Raw genomic sequence first — 24,254 nt, 5'->3', positions numbered from 1 at the left:
GCCTTTGGCAAATGCTGGCCGCATCTTGCGTGCTTGACGCAGAGTTCCGGCCCTGCAAGCGGCCATCTGGAAGCGACTGTCGGCGGCGGCGATGCGCCTGCGACTCCTGCCGCGGTCCGCGCCGCACGGTCCCCGCGTTGGGACACCCTGCCGGAACCGCTGCGCGCGCGGCCTTCGCGCCTGCCGGCCCGACGCCGGTGGCGACCGGCCTTGCCTTGTCGGACGATTTTTCTGCCGACCGCCTCGGCACGCAATGGAGCTGCATGCGGCCAAGCCGGGCGAGCAGGCGCGGATGCGGCGCTCGAACAACGCGCTGACGCTGGCCTGCGCTGGCGTCGCCGATCAACAGCGCACCGCTGACCTGCGGCGTGCCCGATCGTGCCTATGCGGCCGAAGCCACCCTGGAGCTGGTCGGCAATGCCGAAGGCGGCATCCCGCTGTTTTATAACCGTAAGGCCTTTGTCGGCATCGGCTTCACCGCCGACACCACGAAGACCTAAGAGTACTCCGAAGAACTGGTGTGGGCGCGTGCGCCCAATACGCACCGGCGCATCCGCGTGCGGCTGACCAACGACCACCATGTCGTGAGCTTCGGATACTCCTTCGACGACGGCCGGCAATGGACGCGTCACCCCACCCGCATGGAAGTGTCCGGATTCCATCACAACGTGTTCGGCGGCTTCTTGAGCCTGCAGCTAGGCGTGCATGCCGCCCAGCAAGGCGAGGTGGTGTTGCGCGATTTCCGCTATCGCGCGCTGGGCCGAGTGGCGCGTTACGCCACGCACTGGCACCTTCAGACGCCGAGGCCCGGGGGGACCTCGCCGTCAGGCGGAACAGCGGCGATCAAGACGGTGCGTACAGTGTCAGCAGGAGGCGGGCGGTGCGCAGAAGCGGAAGATGCACGTGCAACACGCCGCTTCCGTCCACCGGCCGCTTCCGTTCGGCAGCGGTGCAGTCGCTTTGTCGCCGGCTGTTAACCGCAGCAGTAGCAGACGTTGCCCTGACCCAGGTCGCCGCCGAACTCCGGACACTCGGCTTTGCAGGCCAATGCACTACACGATTCCACTTTCGGCTGTGCGTTATCGACCGCCATCACCTGGAACGCACCGAAGCCGGTGCTGGCCAGAAACGTCGCTGCCATCAACGCACTGCGTAAGCTTACCCAAGACTTTTTCATGCATTACTCCCTCAACGTTGCAAAAGCCGCTGGCGCGTCCGTGCGGCGCAAGGCGGCGACCAGATCCTGCACCCGCTCCGTGGTGTCGAAAACGCCAAGATGGGAATGGCGCACACGCCCCTGCCCATCGATGGCCAATAGCAGTGGCACGTTGCGCGCGCGGAACAGCATCAGCGCGCGACGATCGGTCAAGGTCACCACCGGAAAATCGAAACCATGCACATGCGCGTAGCGCGCCGCCTGCACCGCATCGCAATGGCACACGCCGAGCAGCTGCGGCCGCCCCGGCAGATTGGCCTGCAGTTGCCGCGCCGCGCGCACCACCGTCGGTGCCGAACGCTGGCAATACGGACAGGTGGTGGTGAAGAAGAACAGCACCTGCGCCTGCCCTTGCGGCGCGCCCAGCAGATGCCGCCGGCCATCGGCATCGGTCGTCTCGATCTGCGGCACGTACATGCCTTCGTATGCCGTGCTGACGCGCGTCTGCAGCCACTGCTGCTGCACACGCAGCTGCCGGTTCTGCCACCCCAGCACCACGATCAGTCCGCAAGCCACCAGCAGGCCCATCCAGAGCCAGGGAAAACGTCGCGCCATGCCAGCTCCGAAAGCGTCCTTGATGCCCGAGCCTTGCCCAGGCATCAGCTCATGGTCAACGGTGATATCGACAACTGCGATGACGCGCGGTGCAGTGCTGTGGAGGCGATCACGTGGCAGCGCTTGGGCTTGCCAGTCTGGCCGCGTGCCGCAGGCGCTCGTTGCGCAGCGACGCGGGCCTGGCGCGCACAGTGCAATGGCCGCGCTCGTCTGCGCCAGTGCGCACGCCAACGACAGCAGTTTCGGCGACGACAACGGCACCATCGGCTTGCTTGCTGCACCAGCCCGACATCAGCATGGACAAGGAAGCCTTGTTCCTGAGCCAGGAGCGGGTGCACGTGGACTATGTGTTCACCAATGGGGGCGACCGCGACCTGGTCCGCGTAGCGGCCGCGTCCGCCTGACCGCTGTGCAGTAGTTGGGTTAGCCGCTCCAAGTGCGGCGTAGGAGCGCACCCGGGCGCGAGGAGGCGATACTGGTAATGCCTATCGCAGCGACACGCGCATGGCTGCGTCAATCTTCTTCTATGCGGCAAGGGCAGTGGATCGAGAATGCCCGTCGCGCGCAGGCACGCTCCTACAATCGCGCTCCTGCCATCACGCCCCTAACAGCACGGCGCGCGCGCGGCATAGCGAGTTGGTCGATTGCCAACCAACGACGACGGCAGAGGCCGCAGTATCGCCGGCGGGACGCACGCGGGCGCGACGACGCTTCCCTCGCAAACTCCAGCCCACGCAGACCGACGCCTGCGCGCGTCAGTCCTCTTCTGGCGGTGGCAGCACGATGCCGTCGGCGTCGATGGCGAGCTTGCCGGCCATCAGCACCGCCTGGGTGCGGTTGGTGACGCCGAGCTTGCGCAGGATTGCGGTGACATGCGCCTTGATGGTGGCCTCGGATACACCCAGGTCGTAGGCGATCTGCTTGTTGAGCCGTCCCGCACCCAGCATCTGCAGCACGCGGAACTGCTGCGGCGTGAGATCGCGCAGGCGCTGGCCCACTTCGCGTTCTTCGCTGTCGGTGGGGGGCAGTTTCTGCGCGTCGGCCGGGATCCAGCGCTCGCCATCGAGTACGGTGGCCAGGGCACGGCCGATGGTGTCCGAGTCGGCGGATTTGGGAATGAAGCCGAACGCGCCGTGATCGATCGCACGGCGCATCACCGTGGGCTCCTCGCGCGCGGACACCACCACCACCGGCAGCTGCGGATGCAGCGAGCGCATATGCACCAGCGCGCTGAAGCCCTGCGCGCCGGGCATGTTGAGATCCATCAGCAACAGGTCCGCATCCGGTTGTGCATCGGCCAGCGTGTACAGCGCATCCACGTTGTCGGCTTCGAACAGTTGCACCCCCGGCATCACGCGCTGCACCGCCCCGCGCAAGGCTTCACGGAACAGGGGATGGTCATCGGCAATCAGCAGGGTGGTCATTGAGGGGCCGGGATTGGGGATTGGAGATTGGGGATTCGTAAAAGCACAGGATTCGGGAGTCGGACGTTGGGATTCGTAAGAGCAGGGATTTCGAAAGCGAATCGCGATTCGCAATAGCCGATGCAAGAGACGGTGTCTCTCTGCATCGCAATTCAACGCTGCATGGTCGAGGAGAGGGATGACGAGGCAATGGGAATCCGCCTTTGCGAATCCCCAATCCCACATCGCTAATCCCCGCTCCTCAGCCAATCCCCAATCCCGAATGCCCAATCCCGGCCTTTCAGCGCGCTAGCCGCTCATTGACCAGCGAATCCACCACCGAGGGATCGGCCAGCGTGGAGGTGTCGCCCAGTTGGTCCGGCGCGTTCTCGGCGATCTTGCGCAGGATGCGGCGCATGATCTTGCCCGAGCGGGTCTTGGGCAGGCCGGGAGCCCACTGCAGGTGGTCGGGCGAGGCGATCGGCCCGATCTCCTTGCGCACCCAGCTCACCAGTTCCTTGTGCAGCTCGTCGCTGGGGGTCTCGCCGGCGATCAGGGTGACGTAGGCATAGATGCCCTGGCCCTTGACGTCGTGCGGGAAGCCGACGACGGCCGCTTCGGCCACCTTCGGGTGCGAGACCAGCGCGCTTTCCACTTCGGCGGTGCCGATGCGGTGGCCGGAGACGTTGATCACATCGTCCACGCGGCCGGTGATCCAGTAATAACCATCGGCATCGCGGCGGCAGCCATCGCCGGTGAAGTAGCTACCCGGATAGGTGCGGAAGTAAGTGTCGATGAAGCGCTGGTGGTCGCCGTAGACGCTGCGCATCTGACCCGGCCAGGAATCCAGCAGCACCAGGTTGCCTTCGGTGGCGCCTTCCAGGATCTTGCCTTCGGCATCCACCAGCGCCGGTTGCACACCAAAGAACGGTAGCGTGGCCGAGCCCGGCTTGAGGTCCACCGCGCCAGCCAGCGGCGAAATCAGGATGCCGCCGGTTTCGGTCTGCCACCAGGTATCCACGATCGGGCAGCGGCTGTCGCCGACCACATCAAAGTACCAGCGCCAGGCTTCCGGATTGATCGGCTCGCCGACGCTGCCGAGCAGGCGCAGACTCTTGCGCGAGGTCTTCTTGACCGGCGCCTCGCCGTCGCGCATCAGCGCGCGGATGGCGGTGGGCGCGGTGTAGAAGATGCTGACCTTGTGCTTGTCGATCACTTCCCAGAAGCGCGACACGCTGGGGTAATTGGGCACGCCCTCGAACATCAGCGCGGTGGCGCCGTTGGCGAGCGGGCCATACACGATGTAGCTGTGGCCGGTGACCCAGCCCACATCCGCAGTGCACCAATAGATGTCGTCCTCGCGCAGGTCGAACACCACTTCATGGGTGTAGCTGGCGAACAGCAGGTAGCCGGCGGTGGTGTGCAGCACGCCCTTGGGCTTGCCGGTGGAGCCGGAGGTGTAGAGGATGAACAGCGGGTCTTCCGCGTTCATGCGCTCGGGCGTGCACTCGGCCGGCTGGCCGTCGACCACGTCGTGGAACCAACGGTCGCGCGGGGCCTGCATCTCCACCGCACCGCCGGTATGGCGCACCACCAGCACGGTTTCCACCGTGGTGGTGCCGGGGATCTTCAGCGCCGCATCCACGTTGGCCTTGAGCGGAATCTTCTTGCCGCCGCGCAGGCCTTCGTCGGCGGTGATGATCAGCTTGCTCTGGCAATCGATCACGCGGTCGGCGATCGAGTTGGCGGCAAAGCCGCCGAACACCACCGAATGCACCGCACCGATGCGCGCGCAGGCGAGCATGGCCACCGCGGCATCGACGATCATCGGCAGATAGATGGTGACCCGGTCGCCCTTCTTGACGCCCAGGTTGCGCAGCGCATTGCCGAGCTTGCACACGCGCTCATAGAGCTCGCGATAGGTCACCGGGTAGGCGGCGGCATCCGGGCTGTCGGGCTCGAACAGCAGCGCGGTCTTGTCGCCGCGGGTAGCCAGCTGGCGGTCCAGGCAGTTGACGCTGGCGTTGAGCTCGCCATCGCCGAACCAGCGGATATGGAAGTCGTCCAGCGCGTAGCTGATGTCCTTGACCTGGGTGGGCTGCTTGAACCATTCCAGCCGCTGCGCGGCCTTGCCCCAGAACTGCTCGGGGTGCTCGATCGATTCGCGGTACAGCGCTGCGTATTGCTCGCGGGTCACGCGCGCATCGGCGGCGAATGCAGGATCGACGGGATAAACATCAGCCATGGCAGCCTCACTTGCGAAGAACGTGTCGGGAGAGGGCGCGGCAGCTGCCCTCGGTAGGCAATCAGTGTGCCGTATCCAATCTGTCCCGGCGGTCAACGCCGCCTTAGACCATGGTCGTAACCTGGTCAGTGCGGTAGCGCACATCCATTGCGGGGTATGGTGCGACCATCGGTCATCTGGCGGAATGCTGCGTTGCAGCTACGACCAAAGGCGAATAGGCTGCAAACCGCGGACTGCCTCACGCTCCGCACAGCATCGCCATCAAGCGCGAGGCCTTCATTGGGGAGAGGGTTCCATGAAACACCGTACTGCACCGTTGGTGCGCCATCCGTTGGCGGCTGCCTTGTTGGTGGCCACCCTCCTGCCGGGGGTTGCGTTCGCGCAGACGCCCAAGGAAAAGGCACTGGAAGCGCGCATCGCCGAGCTCGAGCGTCAGGTCCAGCTGCTGGTCACCGCTCAGCAACAACAGCAGGGCCAGATCGCCCAGACCCAGACGCAGGTGACCGAAGTGCGCACCCTGCAGGCGCAGACGCCGGCAGCCGCGCCCGCACCCGCGATCCCGGCCGGCAAGCGGCCGATCCAGGTCACCAGCATCACGCCGAACGCAGCGGCGGGGACAACGTTCCGCTACGGTGGTTTCATCAAGGCCGACTTCATGACCACGCGTACCAGCGATGGCGCGCTGCCCGAGGGTGCAGTGGGCCGTTACCTGTACATTCCGACCCAGACGCCTGTCGGGGGGCAGGCATCGAGCACCGATACCGACTTCCACGCCAAGTTCTCGCGCTTCAACCTGGGCGTGGATACGGTCACCGAGAACGGCGACAAGCTCACTGGCTTCATCGAACTGGACTTCTTCGGCAACGCGCTGGCCAACCAGGTCAACAATCTGTACGGCGGCACCCTGCGGCATGCCTACATGAGCTGGAACAACTGGCTGGCCGGCCAGACCTGGTCCAACTTCATCGATGCCACCATCCTGCCGGAGGCGGCCGACATCGTCGGGCCGACCGACGGTGCGCTGTTCAGCCGTCAGACCCAGATCCGCTATACCCGCGGGGCCTTCAGCGTGTCGGCCGAAAACACCGAAACCCTGACCACGCCCTACCAGGGCGGCAACACCATCCTGGCCTCGGACCATGGCGCGATGCCGGACCTGACCGCGCGCTACAACTGGAAGGGCACCTGGGGCACCTTCGGCCTGTCGGCAGTCGCGCGCCAGTACCGCACCCGCAGTGCGCTGACCAACGACACCGACTTCGGCGGCGCCATCGCCGGCGGCGGGCGCTGGATCATCAATTCCAACAACGATCTGCGCTACCAGCTGGCCTACGGTGAAGGCCTCGGCCGCTATCTGGGCCTGGGCAACGGCTCGGATGTGGAGATCGACATCGATGGCAACATCCAGACCGTCAGCACCGTGGCGGGCTGGGTGGCGTGGCGGCATGACTACAACGCCAAGTTGCGCAGCACCATCATGTATTCGCGGGTGAACTACGACCACGACATCGCCAATACCGGCGGGTTGGCCAGCAAGTCCCAGCAGAGCATCCGCGCCAACGTCTTTTATTCGCCGCTGCCCAAGGTCGATGTGGGTGCAGAGCTGATGTACGGCCGCCGCGAAGCCGAAAACGGCGACTCCGGCGACATCTCGCGCCTGCAGTTCACCACCAAGTACAGCTTCTAAGGTTCATCCCGCCGGCCGCCCGCCACGCATGTTGGCGGGCCGTGCCGCCCGCACTCCAGGAGACAGACCATGACCGTCTCGAATGACGCACTGATCGCCAAGATCGATGCCAATCCGACGTACCACACGCTCAAACGCCAACGCAATCGATTGGGTTGGACACTGACTGTGCTGATGTTGCTGGCCTATTATGGCTACATCGGCCTGATCGCATTCGACAAGGCGTTCCTGGCCACGCCGATCGGCGACGGCGTGACCACGATCGGCATTCCGATCGCGATCGGGGTGATGGTGTTCACCATCGTCATCACCGCCATCTACGTGCGCCGCGCCAACAACACCTACGACCAGCTGACCGCGCAGATCCTGGAGGACGCCCGCAAATGAGCAAGTACTCGCGTCTACTGCTGATTCTGGCCGGCCTGCTGCCCGCAGGCATGGCGCTGGCCGCCGGTGACATCGGCCAGGCCGACAAGCAGCCCACCAACTGGGTGGCGATCGGAATGTTCGGCTTCTTCGTGCTGGGCACCTTGTGGATCACCAAGTGGGCGGCCAAGAAAACCCGCTCGGCCTCGGACTTCTATACCGCCGGCGGTGGCATCACCGGATTCCAGAACGGCCTGGCCATTGCCGGCGACTACATGTCGGCGGCCTCGTTCCTGGGCATCACCGCGGCGGTGATGGCCAATGGCTACGACGGCCTGATCTATGCGATCGGCTTCCTGGTCGGTTGGCCCATCCTGACCTTCCTGATGGCCGAACGGCTGCGCAACCTGGGCAAGTACACCTTCGCCGACGTGGCCGGCTACCGCTTCGCGCCGACGGCCATTCGCAGCTTCGCCGCGTCCGGCACGCTGGTAGTGGTGCTGTTCTACCTGATCGCGCAGATGGTCGGTGCCGGTGCGCTGATCAAACTGCTGTTCGGCCTGGACTACTGGGTGGCCGTGACCCTGGTTGGCCTGCTGATGATGGTCTACGTGCTGTTCGGCGGCATGACCGCCACCACCTGGGTGCAGATCATCAAGGCGGTGTTGCTGCTGACCGGCGTGACCTTCATGGCCGTGGCCATCATGTGGCACTTCAACTTCAGCTTCGAGGCGCTGTTCGCCGAGGGCGTGCGGGTGAAGACGGCCGTCGCCGAAAATGGCGGTGCGTCGCCGACCGACGCAGCCAAGGCCGGCCTGTCGATCATGGGGCCGGGCGGCTTCGTCAAGGATCCGATCTCGGCGATTTCGTTCGGCATGGCGCTGATGTTCGGTACCGCCGGCCTGCCGCACATCCTGATGCGCTTCTTCACCGTTCCCGATGCCAAGCAGGCACGCAAGTCGGTGTTGTGGGCCACCACCTGGATCGGCTACTTCTACATCCTGATCTTCATCATCGGCTTCGGTGCGATCGCGCTGGTGCTGACCAACCCGCAGTTCGCCGATGTCGCCACCGGCACCATCCACGGCGGCAAGGGCGCGGCCAACATGGCAGCGGTGCTGGTCGGCAATGCGGTGGGCGGCAACGTGTTCATGGGCTTCATCTCGGCGGTGGCCTTCGCCATCATCCTGGCGGTGGTCGCGGGCCTGACCCTGTCCGGCGCCTCGGCGGTGTCGCATGACCTGTACGCCACGGTGATCAAGAAGGGCAACCCGGCGCCGGGCTCGGAGCTGAAGGTCTCGCGGGCCACCACCCTGGTGCTGGGCGCAGTCGCGGTGCTGCTGGGCATCGTGTTCGAGAAGCAGAACGTGGCCTTCATGGTGTCGCTGGCGTTCGCCATTGCCGCCTCGGCGAACTTCCCGGTGCTGATCCTGTCGTTGCTGTGGAAGGACTGCACCACCCGCGGCGCGGTGATCGGCGGTTTCCTGGGCCTGATCTCCTCGCTGGTGCTCACGGTGCTGTCGCCGTCGGTGTGGGTGGATACGCTGGGCAATGCGGCCGGCTCGGCGCCGTTCCCGTACACCTCGCCGGCGCTGTTCTCGGTGACGATTGGTTTTGTCGGCATCTGGCTGTTCTCGATCCTGGATCGCAGCCCGCAGGCGGCCAACGAACGCAGTGCGTTCAAGGCCCAGCAGATCCGCGCCGAAACCGGCCTGGGTGCCAGTGGTGCCTCCGGTCACTGATCGACCAGATCATCGTTGTTGTGATCGCAGACGCCGGCCTTGTGCCGGCGTTTTGCGTCAAGGCGCTACACGTGGTGGCTGCGGCCGTGGGACCCGGGACATGCGCGGTACCATTGGTGGTTTGAACCACGGTCCGCGCCATGAAGATTGCCTCCTGGAACGTCAACTCGCTCAACGTGCGCCTGCCGCACCTGCAACAGTGGCTCACCGACTTCGCGCCGGACGTGGTGGGGATCCAGGAAACCAAGCTGGAAGACCACAAGTTCCCGGACGCGGCACTGGCCGCGCTCGGCTATCGCAGCGTGTTCTGCGGGCAGAAGACCTACAACGGTGTGGCGATCCTGTCGCGCTCGCCGGCGCTGGAGGTGCAGATGGGCATTCCCGGCTTCGACGATGCGCAGCAGCGCGTCATCGCCGCCACCGTGGATGGCGTGCGCATCATCAATCTGTACGTGGTCAACGGCCAGGACGTGGGCACCGAGAAATATGCCTACAAGCTGCGCTGGCTGCAGGCCGCGCGGGAGTGGATCGCGCAGGAGCTGCGGCGGCATCCGCAGCTGGTGGTGCTGGGCGACTTCAACATCGCCCCGGATGCACGCGACGTGCACGACCCGGCGGTGTGGAACGAACACCACATCCTGACCTCGGCCGCTGAGCGCGCTGCCCTGGCCCAGCTGTTGGGGCTGGGGTTGCACGACGCATTCCGGCTGCACCACGAAGACGCCGGGCAGTTCACCTGGTGGGATTACCGCCAGGCCGGCTTCCGCCGCAACCTGGGGCTGCGCATCGACCTGACCCTGGTGTCGGAGGCGCTGCGCGCACGCGCAACGGAATCGGGCATCGACCGCGAACCGCGTATCTGGGAACGTCCCAGCGACCACGCACCGGCGTGGGTGCGGCTGGCGGAGGCTGGCGCATGAGCGAACGGCATCTGCGGCGCAGCACCCACAAGATCGGCGAGGTCACGCTGGAGCCGGTGCATCGGCTGAGTTGCCATTGCGGTGCGGTACAGATCGACCTGGACCTGCCTTACGGCCTGCTGGATCCACGCCGCTGCGATTGCTCGATGTGCCGCCGGCGCGGCGCGGTGGTCGCCTCGGTCACGCTGGATGGTCTGCACGTGCGCCAGGGCGAGGAGGTGTTGCGCCTGTATCAGTTCAACACGCAGACCGCCGCGCATTATTTCTGCGGCGTGTGCGGGATCTATACCCATCATCGGCGCCGCTCCGGTCCCAACGAATTCGGCTACAACGTTGGCTGCCTGGACGGGGTCAACCCGTACGCGTTGACCATTGCGGTGCCGGTGGAAGATGGCGTCAACCATCCGGTCGATCGTGCAGCGGCGCACGATTGAAGGGCCAGGCTGAAACGGCAACGCCCGGGCAGGCCCGGGCGTTGCACATAACAGGGGGGATGCGGTTAGCTCAGCGCACCCGGCCGCGGGTAAACAGGTTGACGATGGCCAGCAGGATCACCGCACCCACCAGCGACCAGACGAAGGTCCACAGCGTGATGGTCTGGTTGATGCCGCCGCCAAACAACCAGCCGGCAATCATCGCGCCGACGATGCCGACCACGACATTGAGAATGATGCCCTGTTGCGCATCGCGTCGCATGATGAGGCTGGCCAACCAGCCCACGATGCCGCCGATGATCAACCAGATGATGATGCCCATGGTGCCGCTCTCCTCCTTCAGTCGCACCGGACGCGGTGCATGGGCGCAATTGGACGCAGCCGGCCGTGAAGCAGCCGTCGAGCGCGCTGCATCCCATGGCCGTCCGTTCGGTTTGGTGTGCGCCAGGTGACGATGCAGCCAACCTGGCAGTATGGCCCGGTGCAGCTGTGGCTGCGGCCGCACCAACCCGGCGAACGGGGCGAGCCGCAGGCGCGGCAGTTGCTCGGTCACGCGCTGGGGCTGGATCCGGCGCAGGTGCCCGTGCTGCGCGATGCGCGCGGGCGCCCGACGCTGCAGCCGGCCCTGCCCGCCTGGGATACCGGGTGGAGCCATAGCGGCGAGCATCTGTTGGTGGGCCTGGGCCAGGGCGTGCGGCTGGGCGTGGACCTGGAACGCATCCGCGCGCGCGCGCGCCTGCCGGAGATCGCGCAGCGCTTCTTCCATCCCGATGAACTTGCGTTGCTGGGCCGCCTGGCGCCGGATGCGCAGCAGGCGCTGTTCTTTCGCCTGTGGTGCGCCAAGGAAGCCTTGCTCAAGGCGCACGGGCATGGCCTGTCGTTCGGACTGCATCGGCTGGCGTACACGCTGGCGCCGGATGGCGCCCTGCGCCTGCACTGGTGCGATCCTGCACTCGGCGAGGCGGTGCGCTGGCAACTGCACGAATGGTGGGCCGCACCGGACTGCCGCGCGGCACTGGCGTGCTATCCGCTGACGGGCGCGTAACCTGGCCGCTGCATGAGGCTACGCCGCACCGTGCGGCAGAATCGGCTGACGGAACTGCGCCACGCCGTCCAGGTCGCGCAGGGTCACCGTGAGCACGCCGCTGCGACCATCGATCTCCACTTCGCCGAAGAACTGGTAACCGGCCAACGGTGAGGAGTTGGGGCGCAGGTGGCGCCTTCTGGAACACCACCGTGGGGCCGAAGGTGGCATCCAGCGCATTCGGCCCGAAGCTGCCGGCGTTGAGCGGGCCGCCGACGAAATCCCAGAACGGCTCGAATTGCTGAAACGCGGCGCGGTCCGGATGGTAGTCTGGATATCGCGCACCTGGTAGCGCGCATCCAGCTGCTTGCCCGGCGACCAGGTGTTGGTGGTTTCGTGGTCGTCCCACTGCCACAGCCGCGGCACCTGCGTATTGAAGCGGCGCACATTGTCGTCGAGCAGGTTGTAGCGGTAGTTGCCGCGGAATTCGTCCAGCGTTTCGGCCACCTTCGCCCTTGGCCGCGGTGGTGAGGTTGCGCCAGCGCTTGCCATATTCGACGGTGAGCTCGGCCGGGACGGGGCCGTCGGCATAGATGGTTCGTTGATGGTTGGTCGCCCCGACGGCGCGGCTAGGCTGCGCGCAGACCAACCGGCAGTGGCCGGCAGCAACACACCGGCAGCCAAGCCTCGCAGGATGCGGCGACGGGCATGGCAATCTCGAACGCTTGGCAGCGACCCCTAGATATAGCGCCGCTGTCTTACCGGCGCGTGTCGATGGCCCTGCCCGAACACGGCAACGATGGCCGGCACAATGTTCGCAATCGCGCGCCGCCGGCAGGCCCGCGCGTAGCGACATTTGCCGATGCACAAGCGTTGCCGCTGCGGGAGCGGCTCAGGCCTCCACTGCGCCGGGTCTGCCGTCCACCACCACGAAGCGCTTGGTCGTCGACACCGTGGCATTGCGGTCGCGCCGATCGGAGATGCCCTGCAAGCGCGTTTCCATCTGGCCCGGCGTCACCGTTACCGAAACATAGCCACGCGTTTCGCCATCCACGTAATGTACGTGCGGGTTGAGAGCCATGGTCTGCTGCAGTTCGACGTTGCTCTGGCCGTTGGAGGTGACCGAGGTGCCGACGAATTCGGTGGCCAGTGTCGGTGAGGCGTCGTCGGCCGGATCGGCCTTCAGATCGGTGACCCAGTACGAGTGGATGTCGCCGCCCCAGAACACCGGGTTGCGCAGCCGGGTCTTGGTAATTGCATCGAGCATGCGGGTGCGCGTGGCCGGGTAGCCGTCCCAGCCGTCGGTCCAGTGCCCCAGCACGCCGTCGCGGCCGTGCTGCTGCATCGGCGCCACCAGCAGATCCTGCGCAATCACGTTCCAGCGCGCGGCCGAGTGTGCGAAGGCGCCATGCAGCCAGCGCTCCTGTTCCCAGCCGAGCATGCTGCGGCGTGGGTCGGTGCGTTCGTGGCAACTGTCGTCCACCACATGCCCGCCGCGCCAGCCGTTGGCCTGCGGGCAGGGTTGTTCGCTGCGGTACTGGCGCCCATCGAGCACGTAGAAGCGCGCCAGCTGGCCGTAGTCCAGCAAGCGGTAGATGCGCATATCGGCGCCATGCGGGCGACTGCGTGCGCGCAGCGGGAAGTGTTCGTAGAAGGCACGGTAGGCGGCCGCGCGCCGGGCCAGGAAGGTGTCGACCGCAATCGACGGGTCCTGCGACCAGCGGTTGGCGTAGTCGTTCTGCACCTCGTGGTCGTCCCAGGTCGCCACGCAGGCGCTGCCGGCATGCAGCGCCTGCAGGTCCGGGTCGGTGCGATACAGCGCATAGCGGTTGCGGTAGCCGGCCAGATCCAGGCATTCGCCGTTGCCATGCGGGCGCACGATCTTGTTCGCTGCCTCGCCGTGGTTGCTGTATTCGTAGATGTAATCGCCGAGGAAGAACACCAGGTCCGGCTGTTCGGCGGCCAGGTGGCGGTAGGCGCTGAAATAGCCCAGCTCCCAGTGCGAGCAGGACACGAATCCAAAGCGCGCCGTTTCCGGCATCTGATGCGTTTCCGGCAAGGTGCGCGCGCTACCGATCGGGCTACGCGCGCCCAACGCCTGGAAGCAGTACCAGTACGGCCGATCGGCGGCCAGGCCGGCCAGCTCCACATGCACGGCGTGGCCCCAGGCGGGGCTGGCGATGGTCTCGCCCTGGCGGACGATGGTACGCATGCCCGGGTCGCTGGCCACCTGCCAGCGCACCGGCACCGTGGCGCGCAGGCCGCCGCGTCCGTCCGGGTCCAGGGGACGCGGGGCCAGCCGGGTCCAAATCACGAAGCCGTCGGCCAGCGGGTCGCCGGCGGCTACGCCCAGGGTGAAAGGGTCGGCACTGCCGCTGGCACGGGCGAACGGGCTGAGCAGCCCTGCGCCCGCCAGGCTGGCGCCGACGATGAGCAGGCGCCGGCGGCTGCGATCCACGGCGGCAAGTGCGTTGTCGGGGGCGGGCACAGGCGACGGGTCGATCAAGGACATGGGCACACAGGCGATCTGGCGAACGCGACCATAGTGCGACGGGCCGATGTCCGTTCAATGGCAGCGCACGGCTACCGCTGCCGGTGCAGGCTTGCCCGCACCATCGATAGCGGGGCGGCGGATACGAGAAGTGCCACGGCAGCGGATGATCCTGCCCACAGCGATGCGCATGAGCCGGTGCAGCCGGGGGCATCGTGGCTGCAGGTCCTGTGCCATCGCCCCGCCTGACGTTTGTGCTGGCAAGTTCGCGCACGCCAGCTTCCTGTCCAAGCGCCCGGCATCGCCAACGGCACCCGGCACGCCCGCACCTGCACCTCATCCAGCTGCGATAATCGCGGCATGAACGATGCCGCACTCGCCCCCGATGTCTCCGCCGCGCTCGAGCGCGGCCTGCAGGCCCAATCCCTGGATGCGGCCTTCGCCGCACCGCTGCTGTGCTACCTGGCCCTGCTGGTGCGCTGGAACAAGACCTACAACCTCACTGCCGTGCGCGACCCGCGCGAGATGGTCACCCGCCATCTGCTCGATTCGCTGACCATGCAACCCTACATCGCCAGCGGCACCCTGGCCGACCTGGGCACCGGCCCCGGCCTGCCCGGCATCCCACTCGCCATCACCCGCCCGCAGCTGCAGGTGACCCTGGTGGAAAGCAACGGCAAGAAGGCGCGCTTCATGCGCGAGGCGCTGCGCCATCTGGAGCTGCGCAACGCCCGCGTGGCCGAATCGCGCGCCGAAGCCCTCGATGAGCCGGCCGCCTACGACCACCTCACCGCGCGCGCGCTGGATACGTTGGCCGGCATCATCGACGTCGGCGGCCATCTACTGCGCCCGGGCGGCAGTCTGTTGGCGATGAAGGGCGTGTACCCGCACGAGGAAATCGCCGCATTGCCCGCCGGCTGGACGATGAGCGAGGTACACCCGTTGCAGGTGCCCGGCCTGGATGGCGAGCGGCACCTGGTGGTAGTGCGCAAGGCCTGAGCCAATCGGTCTCAAGCGCCCTCGCCCCAACCCTCTCCCGCAGGCGGGAGAGGGGGCAAGAGCGGCTCCCGCACGTCCGGCAAGCCTGTGGGGGGAAGGTGCCCGCAGGGCGGATGGGGGCAGCACCGACACTTCAGCCATGCCCCGGCACCAGCCCGCGTTGGGACTTCCGGCCCATGGCAGCTCACGCGTGGGCTGCCATGATCGGGCGTTCGCTCCAGATCAGGCTGTCCGCACGTGACCTCTTCGCTCGCCACCGCCCTCGCGCTTGCCCTGTTGGGCACCTCGCTCGCCGCCACGACCCAGGCTGCCACACCGCCGGCTCCGGCCACGCTGACCGCCGAAGCACCGGCCGATGCACGCTTCCGCGCGGTCTACGAGAAAGAATGGGCGTGGCGGCAGGCCGAGACCGGCCAGGCCGATGAAGACACCGACACCACCGGTGACAACACCCATCTGCCCGACGTCGGGCAGGCCGCGCAGCAGGCGCGTCTGGCGGTGTGGGACGGCGTGCTCAAGCAGCTCGACGGCATCGACCCCAAGCAGCTCTCGCCGGCCAACCAGATCAACTTCGCCATCTACCGCCCGCAGGTGGAGAACCTGGCGGCCGAAGTGCGCCTGCGCGCCTACGAGATGCCATTCAATTCGGATAGTTCGTTCTGGTCCAACCTCGGCTTCATGGCGCAGCGGCCGATGAAGAGCGCGACCGAGTACCGTGCCTACATCGCGCGCCTGAACGATGTGCCGCGTTACTTCGACCAGCAGATCGCCAACATGCGCAGCGGCCTGGCGCGCGGCTTCAGCGTACCGCGTGCGGTGCTGGCCGGGCGCGATGTCTCCATCGCCACCGTGGCCGAGGTCAAGGATCCCACCGCGTCCAGCTTCTACGCGCCGTTCAAGCAGTTGCCGGCGCAGATCCCCGCTGCCGAACAGGCGCAGCTGCGCGAACAGGCCAAGGCCGCGCTGAGCAATGCAGTGCTGCCGGCCTACAGCAAGTTGCTGAGCTTTTTCCGCAACGACTACATGCCCAAGGCGCGCACCACGCTGGCGGCCGAAGCGCTGCCCGATGGCAAGGCGTTCTACCGCCAGCAGATCCGCGAATACACCACGCTGGAATTGACGCCCGAGCAGATTCACCAGATCGGCCTGGAGGAGGTGGCGCGTATCCAGACCCAGATGAACGCGATCATCCAGCAGGTCGGTTTCAAGGGCAGCTTCGCGCAATTTTTGACCTTCCTGCGCACCGATCCGCAGTTCTACGCCCAGACCCCGCAGGAGTTGCTCGATCGCGCCGCGTGGATTTCCAAGCGCGTGGACGGGCAGGTGGGCAAGTTCATCGGCACGCTGCCGCGCGGGCGCTTCACCATCAAGCCGGTGCCCGACGACATCGCCCCGTTCTGGACCGCCGGCCGCGGCGGCGCGACGACCTATTGGGTCAACACCTACAATCTGCCATCGCGGCCGCTGTACAACCTGCCAGCGCTGACCCTGCACGAGTCCTCGCCCGGTCATTCGCTGCAGGGCTCGCTGGCGCTGGAGCAGGGCGAGCAGCCGGCGTTCCGCCGCGAGAACTACATCTCCGCCTATGGCGAAGGCTGGGCGCTGTACACCGAAAAACTCGGCCAGGAGATGGGCATCTACGAGACCCCGTACGAAGAGTTCGGCCGGCTCACCTACGAGATGTGGCGCGCCTGCCGGCTGGTGATCGACACCGGCGTGCATCACGACGGCTGGAGCCGCGAACAGGCGCTGGCCTATCTGCGCGACCGCACCGCGCTCAGCGAACACGAGGTCGCCACCGAAGTGGACCGCTACATCTCCTGGCCGGGCCAGGCGCTGAGCTACAAGCTGGGCGAGATCAGCATCGTCAAGCTGCGCGCCGAGGCCGAACAGGAGCTGGGCGACCGCTTCGACATCAAGGCCTTCCACGACGCGGTGCTGAAGCAGGGTTCGGTCACCTTGCCGGTGCTGGAGCAGCAGGTGCGCGCCTTCATCGCCGACAGCAAGGCGCGCCCGGCAACGTCCAAGCCCAGCGCTGCCGCGCCCTGACCCTGGCCAACGGTCCGCTCCTACGACGCTGCGCGGCAGGCATGCGATTGTGTAACTGCCCTGGCCCCGATAGGCATGCGCCCATGCTGCTGCGTCGCGCCCGCCTGTTGCACCCCTTGCTGCGCCTGATGGCGCTGGCGGTGCTGGCCATGGGCGTACTGGTCGCACCGGTGGCCTGCGCGCTGGGCGATGTGCATGCGCTGGCGCACGACCAGATGCATCTGGAAGACACCGCGCCGCACGGCCATGACGGCGCCGACGAGGGCGATGCCGGCGAGCGCGATGGGGCCGGCCTGATGCACGCCCTGATGCATAGCGGCTACTGCCACGGCCAGAATCCGGCCGTCTTGCCGGCGCTGGCCTGGCTGCCGTTGTCCACGCACACGCAGGCCCAGCCCGTGGCCGTGCTCGCGTACTACCGCTCGCACCTGAGCGAGACCGGATTGCGTCCCCCGATCGCGGCCTGATGCATCGCCGGCGGCTGCCGGCTGACCATCGATCCCGATTCCGGAGACACCCTCATGTGGTTGCGACTGACGGCGCTTGCCGTCTTCGCGGTCGTGCCGTGCGCCATGGCGCAGGACGCACCGCCCAAGCCCGTGCTGACCCTGGACGACGCCATCGCGCGCGTCGCCCGACAGCACCCCGACATGCGCCTGGCAGATGGCCAGCGCGCGGTCCTCACCGCCGACGCCGCGCGCGACGCGCTGCGCCCGCCGTTGCGCATCGGCGCCGAACTGGAAAACGTGTTCGGCAGCGGCCCGACCCGCGCGCTGGACCAGGCCGAACTCACCGTCACCCTGGCCGGCGTGCTGGAACGTGGCGGCAAGCTGGACGCGCGCCGCACCCTGGCCCAGGCACGCATCGATGCACTGGCGCCGCAGCGGGCGCTGGCGCGGCTGGACGTGCTGGCCGAAGTCGCCCGGCGCTATCTGGCCATCGGCATGGCCGCGCAGCGGCATGCGGCCGCGCTGGAAATCCTGGCCCAGCGCCAACGCACCGTCAGTGCCGCGCGCCAGCGGCTGCAGGCCGGCGCATCGCCCGAATCGGTGCTGCTGACCGCCCAGGCCCTGCAGGCGCGCGCGGAACTGGAGCGCGATCGCGCGCAGCAGGAACTGCTGGCAGCACGCCGCCAGCTGGCGGTGTTGTGGGGCCAGCGCACGCCGGACTTTGGCGATGTCACCGGCGACCCATTGCAGCTGCCGGCGGTTCCCGAGTTCGAGGTGCTGGCGCAGCTGCTCGATGCCACCCCCGAACTGGCGCGCTTGAACGGCGAGCAGCGCGTGCGCGAGGCGCGGGTGCGGCTGGCACGCAGCCAGGCGCGCCCGGACCTGGACTGGCAGGTGGGCGTGCGCCGGCTCGAAGCCAACGACGCCACCGCACTGCTGGGCAGCGTTTCGCTGGCGCTGGGCAGCGCCGCGCGTGCGCAGCCGGAGATCCGCGCCGCCGAAGTGGAGCTGTCGTTGCTGGACATCGAACGCCAATCGCAGGCACTGGCGCTTTACGCCACGCTGGCCGACGCGCATGGCCGCTACCGCGCCGCGCAGCTGGAAGTGGCGCGCATGCGCAGCGATGTGTTGCCCGCACTTGCGCGCGCCGATGCCGCCGCCGAGCGCGCCTACCGCGCCGGCGCCACCAGTTATCTGGACTGGGCGCAGCTACAGGCGCAGCGCAGCGATGCACGCCAGCAGCAACTGGCCGCCGCGTTGGACGCGCAGACCGCCTTGATCGAAATCCAGCGCCTGACCGGCCAACCATTTGTCGTCACCGCGCAGGCAACGCCATGAGCGCGCGCACGGTGATGCCCACGCATGGAGATGCGCTGGGTGAGTCCCTGCTGCCCACCGGGTGGTCGGCAAGCACGCGGCAATCGTATTGCGCACGCGGGGTGACCGCCATGGGTGCTCGGCCGCCAACGCGCGCTGTGCGCCCTCTCCATTCGCTGCACTGGCCGGCGCACTGCGCCGGCCTTCCAAAGGAGTTCCATCGATGACGCACTCCATTGTTGCGCCGCTGCTGCTGGCGCTGCTGCTCGGCGGTTGCGGCCGCACCCAAGAAGACGGCCATGCCCACGCGGGAGGCGAGGCAGGACACAGCGACGAGGGCGGCAGCGATCATGCCGACGAGGCGGCCAAGGGCGCGCACGGCGGCCGCCTGCTCAGCCAGGACGGCGACAGCGTGGAGCTTGCGATCGCCGAAGACGGCGGCCCGCCGACATTCCAGGCCTGGCTGTATCGCGATGGCAAACCCTTGCCGGCCAGCGCCGGCAGCGTGGAGATCAAGACCACGCGGCTGGGCGGCAAGGTCGACACCTATCCATTGCGCGCGCACACCGACGGCAGCCTGCTGGCCGCCAGCGAAGTGGGCGAGCCGCATTCGTTCGATGTGGAAGTGCGCACCAGCGTGCAGGGCAAGACGCATCGCTGGAGCCATTCCAGCTACGAAGGCCGCACCACGATTGCTGCCCAGATTGCGCAGGACGCCGGCATCCGTGTGGCGCCGGTGGGTGCCGGCAGCATCGCCGATCAGCACGAAGTGCAAGGCCTGCTGACGCCGGCAGAAGGAGCGCAGGCGCAGGCGACCGCGCGCTTTCCCGGGCCGGTGCGCAGCCTGCGCGCCAACGTCGGCGACCAGGTGCGTGCCGGCCAGGTGCTGGCCACGGTGGAAAGCAATCTGAGCCTGACCACCTACGCGGTCAGCGCACCGATCAGCGGCACCGTGCTGGCGCGTAATGCCAGCCAGGGCAGCAATGCCAGCGAAGGCCAGGCCCTGTTCGAGATCGCCGATCTGTCGCGCCTGTGGGTGGATCTGCACATCTTTGGCGCCGACGCCGGGCATATCACCGCCGGCGCACCGGTCACGGTGACCCGCATCAGCGATGGCGTGGTGGCGCAGACAGCGCTGGAACGCGTGTTGCCGGGCACGGCCACGGCCAGCCAGAGCACGGTGGCGCGCGCGGTGCTGCGCAATACCGACGGGTCGTGGCGGCCAGGGTCGGCGGTGAAGACGCGGGTGACGGTGGCGCAGCAGCCGGCGGCGATGGTGGTGCCGGTGGGGGCGTTGCAGCAGTTTCGCGACTGGGAGGTGGTGTTCGTGCGGGTGGGCGAGGTGTACGAGGCGCGGCCGGTGACGTTGGGCGCGCGCGATGCGCAGCAGGTGGAAGTGGTGTCGGGTGTGGCGCCGGGCGATACGGTGGTGGTGGAGCAGAGTTATCTGGTGAAGGCCGACATCGAGAAGTCGGGGGCGTCGCATGATCATTGAGCGCGTTGGTTTGGGGGGCATTGCGTTGTCGAGTGGGGGCGTTTGTTGGGTGCAGGGGGATGCGCCACGTCCAAGGCCTTCGCGCCCTTCCGGCCTAGAGCAAAGGCTTTCGCGCCCTGTCGGGCTAGAGCAAAGGCTTTCGCGCCCTGTCGGGCTAGAGCAAAGGCTTTCGCGCCCTGTCGGGCTAGAGCAAAGGCTTTCGCGCCCTGTCGGGCACGAGTTACTTTTCTTTGCTTGTGCAAAGAAGCGCTCTACGGCAGCCGAAGGCTGACCAAAGTAACCAAAAGAAAGCACACCCCGTCCTCGCGCCCTCCGCGCCTGCGGCGCTGCGGGTGCGCAAGTCCGGCAGAAATTTTTGTAAGGGACATCCCTGTCCCTTACAAAAACGTCGCGCATCCATGCGCGCCGCCCTGCGGGTTGTATCTGCCGGCCTTGCCGCTGCGGTATGGGGCCCCGAAAGCAGACAGCAACAACAACAACAGCAACAACAGCAACAACAGCAACAACAGCAACAACGAGAACGACAACCACGACAGCGCTGGTGGGCGGGTGGGTGCTTGTTTGGCGTGTGGCGGCGTGTCGCGATAGGACGGCGGCACTATCTGTCCGTGTCACGACGAGGGGGGCGGCCGGCGCACTGTATTGCCGCGTGTGCACGGGGGAGCGTGTCATGCTGACCAATATCATTCGCTTTGCGATCGCGCAGCGGTGGTTGATGCTGGCGTTGACGGGCGTGTTGGTGGCGATCGGGGCGTGGAGTTTTTCGCGCCTGCCGATCGATGCGACGCCGGACATCACCAATGTGCAGGTGCAGGTCAATACGGCCGCGCCGGGATACTCGCCGTTGGAGTCGGAGCAGCGGGTGACGTTTCCGCTGGAGACGGTATTGGCGGGCTTGCCCGGCCTGGAATCCACGCGCTCGTTGTCGCGCTATGGCTTGTCGCAGGTGACGGCGGTCTTTGCCGATGGCACGGACCTGTATTTTGCGCGGCAGCAGGTGGCCGAGCGGCTGCAGCAGGTCAAGTCGCAGCTGCCGGCCGAGTTGGAGCCGCAGCTGGGGCCGATCGCGACCGGCCTGGGCGAGATCTTCATGTACACGGTCGAAGCCAAAGCGAATGCGCGCAAGCCCGATGGCAGTGCGTGGACAGCCACCGATCTACGCACCCTCCAGGACTGGGTGGTGCGCCCGCAGTTGCGCAATGTGCCCGGCGTCACCGAGGTCAATACCATCGGCGGCTACGCGCGGCAGATCCACATCACCCCGGACCCGGCACGCCTGGTCGCCCTGGGTTTCACGCTGGACGATGTCGCGCGCGCGGTGGAGGCGAACAACCGCAACATCGGTGCCGGTTATATCGAACGCAACGGGCAGCAGTTTCTGGTGCGCGTACCCGGGCAGGTGGACGACATCGCGCAGATCGGCGCGATCGTGCTGGATCGCCGCGAAGGCGTGCCGATCCGCGTGCGCGATGTGGCGCAGGTGGGCGAGGGCCGCGAACTGCGCACCGGCGCGGCCACCCAGGACGGCACCGAGGTGGTGCTCGGCACGGTGTTCATGCTGGTCGGCGCCAATAGCCGCACCGTGGCGCAGGCCGCAGCGCAGCGGCTGGAAGTGGCCAATGCCAGCTTGCCGGCCGGCGTGCAGGCGGTGCCGGTCTACGACCGCACTGCCTTGGTGGACCGCACCATCGTCACCGTCGCCAAGAACCTGATCGAAGGCGCGTTACTGGTGATCGTGGTGCTGTTCCTGCTGCTGGGCAATGTGCGTGCGGCCTTGATCACCGCGGCGGTGATTCCGTTGGCGATGCTGTTCACCCTCACCGGCATGGTGCGCGGTGGCGTGTCCGGCAACCTGATGAGCCTGGGTGCGCTGGATTTCGGCCTGATCGTCGATGGTGCGGTGATCATCGTGGAGAACTGCCTGCGCCGCTTCGGCGAAGCGCAACTGCGGGTGGGGCGCATGCTCGAGCGCGATGAGCGTTTCGAACTGACTGCCGACGCCACTGCCGAAGTGATCCGTCCCAGCCTGTTCGGCCTGGGCATCATCACCGCGGTGTATCTGCCGGTGTTCGCGCTCACCGGTATCGAAGGCAAGATGTTCCACCCGATGGCCATTACGGTGGTGCTGGCGCTGAGCGGCGCGATGCTGCTGGCGCTGACCTTCGTGCCGGCGGCGATTGCGTTGTTGCTCGGCGGCAAGGTGGCCGAGCACGAAAACCGTGCGATGCGCTGGGCGCGGGGCGTGTATGCGCCCTTGCTCGATCGCGCGCTGCGCCACGGCCGCTGGATCGGCATTGCGGCCCTTGCGACGGTGGCGTTATGCACCGTGCTGGCCACGCGCCTGGGCAGCGAGTTCATCCCCAACCTGGATGAGGGCGATATTGCGCTGCACGCCTTGCGCATTCCCGGCACCAGTCTGGAACAGGCCATCACCATGCAATCCACCCTGGAAAAACGCATCAAGCAGTTTCCGGAAGTGGCACATGTGTTCGGCAAGCTCGGCACCGCCGAGGTCGCCACCGATCTGATGCCGCCGTCGGTGGCCGATACGTTCCTGATCATGCATCCGCGCGACCGATGGCCGGATCCGCGCAAGCCCAAGGCACAACTGGTGGCCGAGATCGAGCAGGCGGTGAAGCAGTTGCCCGGCAACAACTACGAGTTCACCCAGCCGATCCAGATGCGCATGAACGAGCTGATTTCCGGCGTGCGTGCGGACGTGGCGATCAAGGTCTACGGCGATGACCTGGACACGCTGGTCAAGCTGGGGCAGCGCGTGCAGGAAGTCGCCAGCACGGTGCCGGGTGCGGCCGACGTGAGCCTGGAGCAGGCCACCGGCCTGCCGATGCTGGCGGTGGTGCCCGATCGCGTCGCACTGGCCGGGTACGGGCTCAATCCCGGCGTGGTGCAGGACACGGTGTCGGCGGCGGTGGGTGGGCAGGCGGCCGGGCAGTTGTTCGAAGGCGACCGCCGGTTCGACATCGTGGTGCGCCTGCCCGAAGGCCTGCGGCAGGACCCGACGGCGTTGGCCGATCTGCCGATCCCGCTGCGTGGCGATGGCGAGCGCGCCGATGTCGACGAGTCCAGCCGCGCGGCCGGCTGGCGCAGTGGCGAACCGACCACGGTGCCGCTGCGCGAGGTCGCAAAGGTACAAACCGTGCTCGGGCCCAACCAGATCAATCGCGAAGACGGCAAACGCCGCATCGTCATCACCGCCAACGTCCGCGACCGCGATCTGGTCAGCTTCGTGACGGAGGTGCAGCAGCGCGTGCGCGCGGAGGTCGCATTGCCCACCGGTTGCTGGATCGGTTACGGCGGCGCGTTCGAGCAACTGATCTCTGCCGGCCAGCGCCTGGCCTGGGTCGTACCAGGCACCTTGTTGCTGATCTTCGCGCTGCTGTACTGGTCGTTCGGTTCGTTGCGCGATGCGGTAGTGGTGTTCAGCGGCGTACCGTTGGCGCTGACCGGTGGCGTGGTGGCGCTGGCGCTGCGTGGCCTGGCGTTGTCGATCTCCGCGGGTGTCGGCTTCATCGCGTTGTCGGGCGTGGCGGTGCTCAACAGCCTGGTGATGATCGCCTTCGTGCGCAGCCTGCGGGCCGGGGGCATGTCGCTGGAGCAGGCCTTGCGCGAAGGCGCGCTGAGCCGCCTGCGCCCCGTGTTGATGACCGCGTTGGTGGCCGCACTGGGCTTTGTGCCGATGGCCTTCAATGTCGGCGCCGGGGCCGAGGTGCAGCGCCCACTGGCCAGGGTGGTGATCGGCGGCATCGTCTCATCGACCTTGCTGACCCTGCTGGTGCTGCCGGTGCTGTATCGCTGGCTGCACCGCGAGCGGGCGGGAAGTGCAGGCTAAGTGCTTGCGGTA

19 protein-coding genes and 3 pseudogenes are annotated in these 24,254 nt (G+C 67.0%); 14 read left to right on the top strand and 8 right to left on the bottom strand.

The features are described 5' to 3' along the window. Positions 1 to 176 precede the first annotated feature (176 nt). Positions 177 to 758, top strand: a pseudogene (locus XCSCFBP4642_RS23595) (beta-xylosidase family glycoside hydrolase); the annotation flags it as partial. Positions 759 to 973: 215 nt separating this feature from the next. Here the strand turns inward: XCSCFBP4642_RS23595 and XCSCFBP4642_RS0100360 are convergent. Together XCSCFBP4642_RS0100360 and XCSCFBP4642_RS0100355 are read right to left on the bottom strand one after the other, a co-directional pair. Further along, positions 974 to 1,177, bottom strand: a complete 204-nt coding sequence (locus tag XCSCFBP4642_RS0100360) for a hypothetical protein (RefSeq protein WP_029218041.1) — start codon at positions 1,175 to 1,177, stop codon at positions 974 to 976. A 3-nt stretch (positions 1,178 to 1,180) separates the two neighbouring features. After that, positions 1,181 to 1,744, bottom strand: a complete 564-nt coding sequence (locus tag XCSCFBP4642_RS0100355; protein ID WP_029218040.1) for a peroxiredoxin family protein — start codon at positions 1,742 to 1,744, stop codon at positions 1,181 to 1,183. Positions 1,745 to 1,967: 223 nt separating this feature from the next. Here XCSCFBP4642_RS0100355 and XCSCFBP4642_RS26060 point away from each other — a divergent pair. Continuing rightward, positions 1,968 to 2,148, top strand: a pseudogene (locus tag XCSCFBP4642_RS26060) (DUF4424 family protein); the annotation flags it as partial. A 378-nt stretch (positions 2,149 to 2,526) separates the two neighbouring features. Here XCSCFBP4642_RS26060 and XCSCFBP4642_RS0100345 read toward each other — a convergent pair. Beyond that, entirely contained in the window at positions 2,527 to 3,195 is a 669-nt protein-coding gene (locus XCSCFBP4642_RS0100345; RefSeq protein ID WP_029218039.1) for a response regulator transcription factor, read from the bottom strand. Between the two features lie 280 nt (positions 3,196 to 3,475). Beyond that, positions 3,476 to 5,419 (bottom strand): acetate--CoA ligase, encoded by a 1,944-nt coding sequence (gene acs / locus XCSCFBP4642_RS0100340; RefSeq protein WP_033897823.1) that lies wholly within the window; start codon positions 5,417 to 5,419, stop codon positions 3,476 to 3,478. A 295-nt stretch (positions 5,420 to 5,714) separates the two neighbouring features. On the opposite strand from acs, the gene XCSCFBP4642_RS0100335 reads away from it, so the two are divergent. From XCSCFBP4642_RS0100335 to XCSCFBP4642_RS0100315, 5 genes are all read left to right on the top strand, one after another. After that, positions 5,715 to 7,106, top strand: coding sequence for a DcaP family trimeric outer membrane transporter (locus XCSCFBP4642_RS0100335; RefSeq protein ID WP_029218037.1), 1,392 nt, complete (start codon positions 5,715 to 5,717; stop codon positions 7,104 to 7,106). A 69-nt stretch (positions 7,107 to 7,175) separates the two neighbouring features. Beyond that, positions 7,176 to 7,493, top strand: coding sequence for a DUF485 domain-containing protein (locus tag XCSCFBP4642_RS0100330; protein WP_029218036.1), 318 nt, complete (start codon positions 7,176 to 7,178; stop codon positions 7,491 to 7,493). Continuing rightward, on the top strand, positions 7,490 to 9,214 hold the full coding sequence (locus XCSCFBP4642_RS0100325; RefSeq protein ID WP_029218035.1) for a cation acetate symporter: 1,725 nt from the start codon (positions 7,490 to 7,492) through the stop codon (positions 9,212 to 9,214). Before XCSCFBP4642_RS0100330 ends, XCSCFBP4642_RS0100325 begins: the two co-directional genes overlap by 4 nt. A gap of 140 nt (positions 9,215 to 9,354) precedes the next feature. After that, complete coding sequence (xth, locus tag XCSCFBP4642_RS0100320; RefSeq protein WP_029218034.1) at positions 9,355 to 10,134, top strand: exodeoxyribonuclease III; 780 nt, start codon at positions 9,355 to 9,357, stop codon at positions 10,132 to 10,134. Further along, positions 10,131 to 10,568, top strand: a complete 438-nt coding sequence (locus tag XCSCFBP4642_RS0100315; protein WP_029218033.1) for a GFA family protein — start codon at positions 10,131 to 10,133, stop codon at positions 10,566 to 10,568. The genes xth and XCSCFBP4642_RS0100315 overlap by 4 nt, the downstream gene beginning before the upstream one ends. 70 nt (positions 10,569 to 10,638) lie before the next feature. Here XCSCFBP4642_RS0100315 and XCSCFBP4642_RS0100310 read toward each other — a convergent pair whose 3' ends face one another. Further along, positions 10,639 to 10,890, bottom strand: a complete 252-nt coding sequence (locus tag XCSCFBP4642_RS0100310; protein ID WP_029218032.1) for a GlsB/YeaQ/YmgE family stress response membrane protein — start codon at positions 10,888 to 10,890, stop codon at positions 10,639 to 10,641. Between the two features lie 132 nt (positions 10,891 to 11,022). On the opposite strand from XCSCFBP4642_RS0100310, the gene XCSCFBP4642_RS0100305 reads away from it, so the two are divergent. After that, positions 11,023 to 11,613 carry a 4'-phosphopantetheinyl transferase family protein gene (locus XCSCFBP4642_RS0100305; RefSeq protein ID WP_084624649.1) on the top strand — a complete coding sequence of 197 codons (591 nt, stop codon included), beginning with the start codon at positions 11,023 to 11,025 and terminating at the stop codon, positions 11,611 to 11,613. An 18-nt stretch (positions 11,614 to 11,631) separates the two neighbouring features. Here the strand turns inward: XCSCFBP4642_RS0100305 and XCSCFBP4642_RS0100300 are convergent. Together XCSCFBP4642_RS0100300 and XCSCFBP4642_RS0100295 are read right to left on the bottom strand one after the other, a co-directional pair. After that, positions 11,632 to 12,190: pseudogene (locus tag XCSCFBP4642_RS0100300) on the bottom strand (alkaline phosphatase D family protein); the annotation flags it as partial. Positions 12,191 to 12,484: 294 nt separating this feature from the next. Beyond that, positions 12,485 to 14,104 carry an alkaline phosphatase D family protein gene (locus XCSCFBP4642_RS0100295; RefSeq protein ID WP_029218029.1) on the bottom strand — a complete coding sequence of 540 codons (1,620 nt, stop codon included), beginning with the start codon at positions 14,102 to 14,104 and terminating at the stop codon, positions 12,485 to 12,487. 339 nt (positions 14,105 to 14,443) lie between these two features. Between XCSCFBP4642_RS0100295 and rsmG the strand changes: the two genes are divergently transcribed. The 5 genes from rsmG (at position 14,444) to XCSCFBP4642_RS0100270 (ending at position 20,392) form a co-directional block, all read left to right on the top strand. Then, positions 14,444 to 15,082: a 16S rRNA (guanine(527)-N(7))-methyltransferase RsmG gene (gene rsmG, locus XCSCFBP4642_RS0100290; RefSeq protein ID WP_029218028.1), complete on the top strand. Its 639-nt coding sequence runs from the start codon at positions 14,444 to 14,446 to the stop codon at positions 15,080 to 15,082. A gap of 237 nt (positions 15,083 to 15,319) precedes the next feature. Beyond that, the gene (locus XCSCFBP4642_RS0100285) at positions 15,320 to 17,131 is read left to right on the top strand and encodes a DUF885 domain-containing protein (protein ID WP_029218027.1); all 1,812 of its coding nucleotides are present in this window, start codon (positions 15,320 to 15,322) and stop codon (positions 17,129 to 17,131) included. A gap of 83 nt (positions 17,132 to 17,214) precedes the next feature. Further along, positions 17,215 to 17,598, top strand: a complete 384-nt coding sequence (locus XCSCFBP4642_RS0100280; protein ID WP_016902720.1) for a hypothetical protein — start codon at positions 17,215 to 17,217, stop codon at positions 17,596 to 17,598. A 54-nt stretch (positions 17,599 to 17,652) separates the two neighbouring features. After that, positions 17,653 to 18,918, top strand: coding sequence for a TolC family protein (locus XCSCFBP4642_RS0100275; RefSeq protein ID WP_029218026.1), 1,266 nt, complete (start codon positions 17,653 to 17,655; stop codon positions 18,916 to 18,918). 202 nt (positions 18,919 to 19,120) lie between these two features. Continuing rightward, entirely contained in the window at positions 19,121 to 20,392 is a 1,272-nt protein-coding gene (locus tag XCSCFBP4642_RS0100270; protein WP_029218025.1) for an efflux RND transporter periplasmic adaptor subunit, read from the top strand. Between the two features lie 377 nt (positions 20,393 to 20,769). On the opposite strand, the gene XCSCFBP4642_RS27980 is transcribed toward XCSCFBP4642_RS0100270, so the two are convergent. Then, a complete protein-coding gene (locus XCSCFBP4642_RS27980) occupies positions 20,770 to 20,991 on the bottom strand; it encodes a hypothetical protein (protein ID WP_152527181.1) in 222 nt (73 codons plus the stop codon). 71 nt (positions 20,992 to 21,062) lie between these two features. Here XCSCFBP4642_RS27980 and XCSCFBP4642_RS0100260 point away from each other — a divergent pair, with 71 nt between their 5' ends. Then, the gene (locus XCSCFBP4642_RS0100260; protein WP_029218024.1) at positions 21,063 to 24,242 is read left to right on the top strand and encodes an efflux RND transporter permease subunit; all 3,180 of its coding nucleotides are present in this window, start codon (positions 21,063 to 21,065) and stop codon (positions 24,240 to 24,242) included. Positions 24,243 to 24,254: the final 12 nt, after the last annotated feature.

It is taken from the genome of Xanthomonas cassavae CFBP 4642, assembly GCF_000454545.1.
Lineage (GTDB): Bacteria > Pseudomonadota > Gammaproteobacteria > Xanthomonadales > Xanthomonadaceae > Xanthomonas > Xanthomonas cassavae.
The sequence above is the reverse complement of the archived record's forward strand: the minus strand, read 5'-3'. Positions and strand labels throughout refer to the sequence as shown.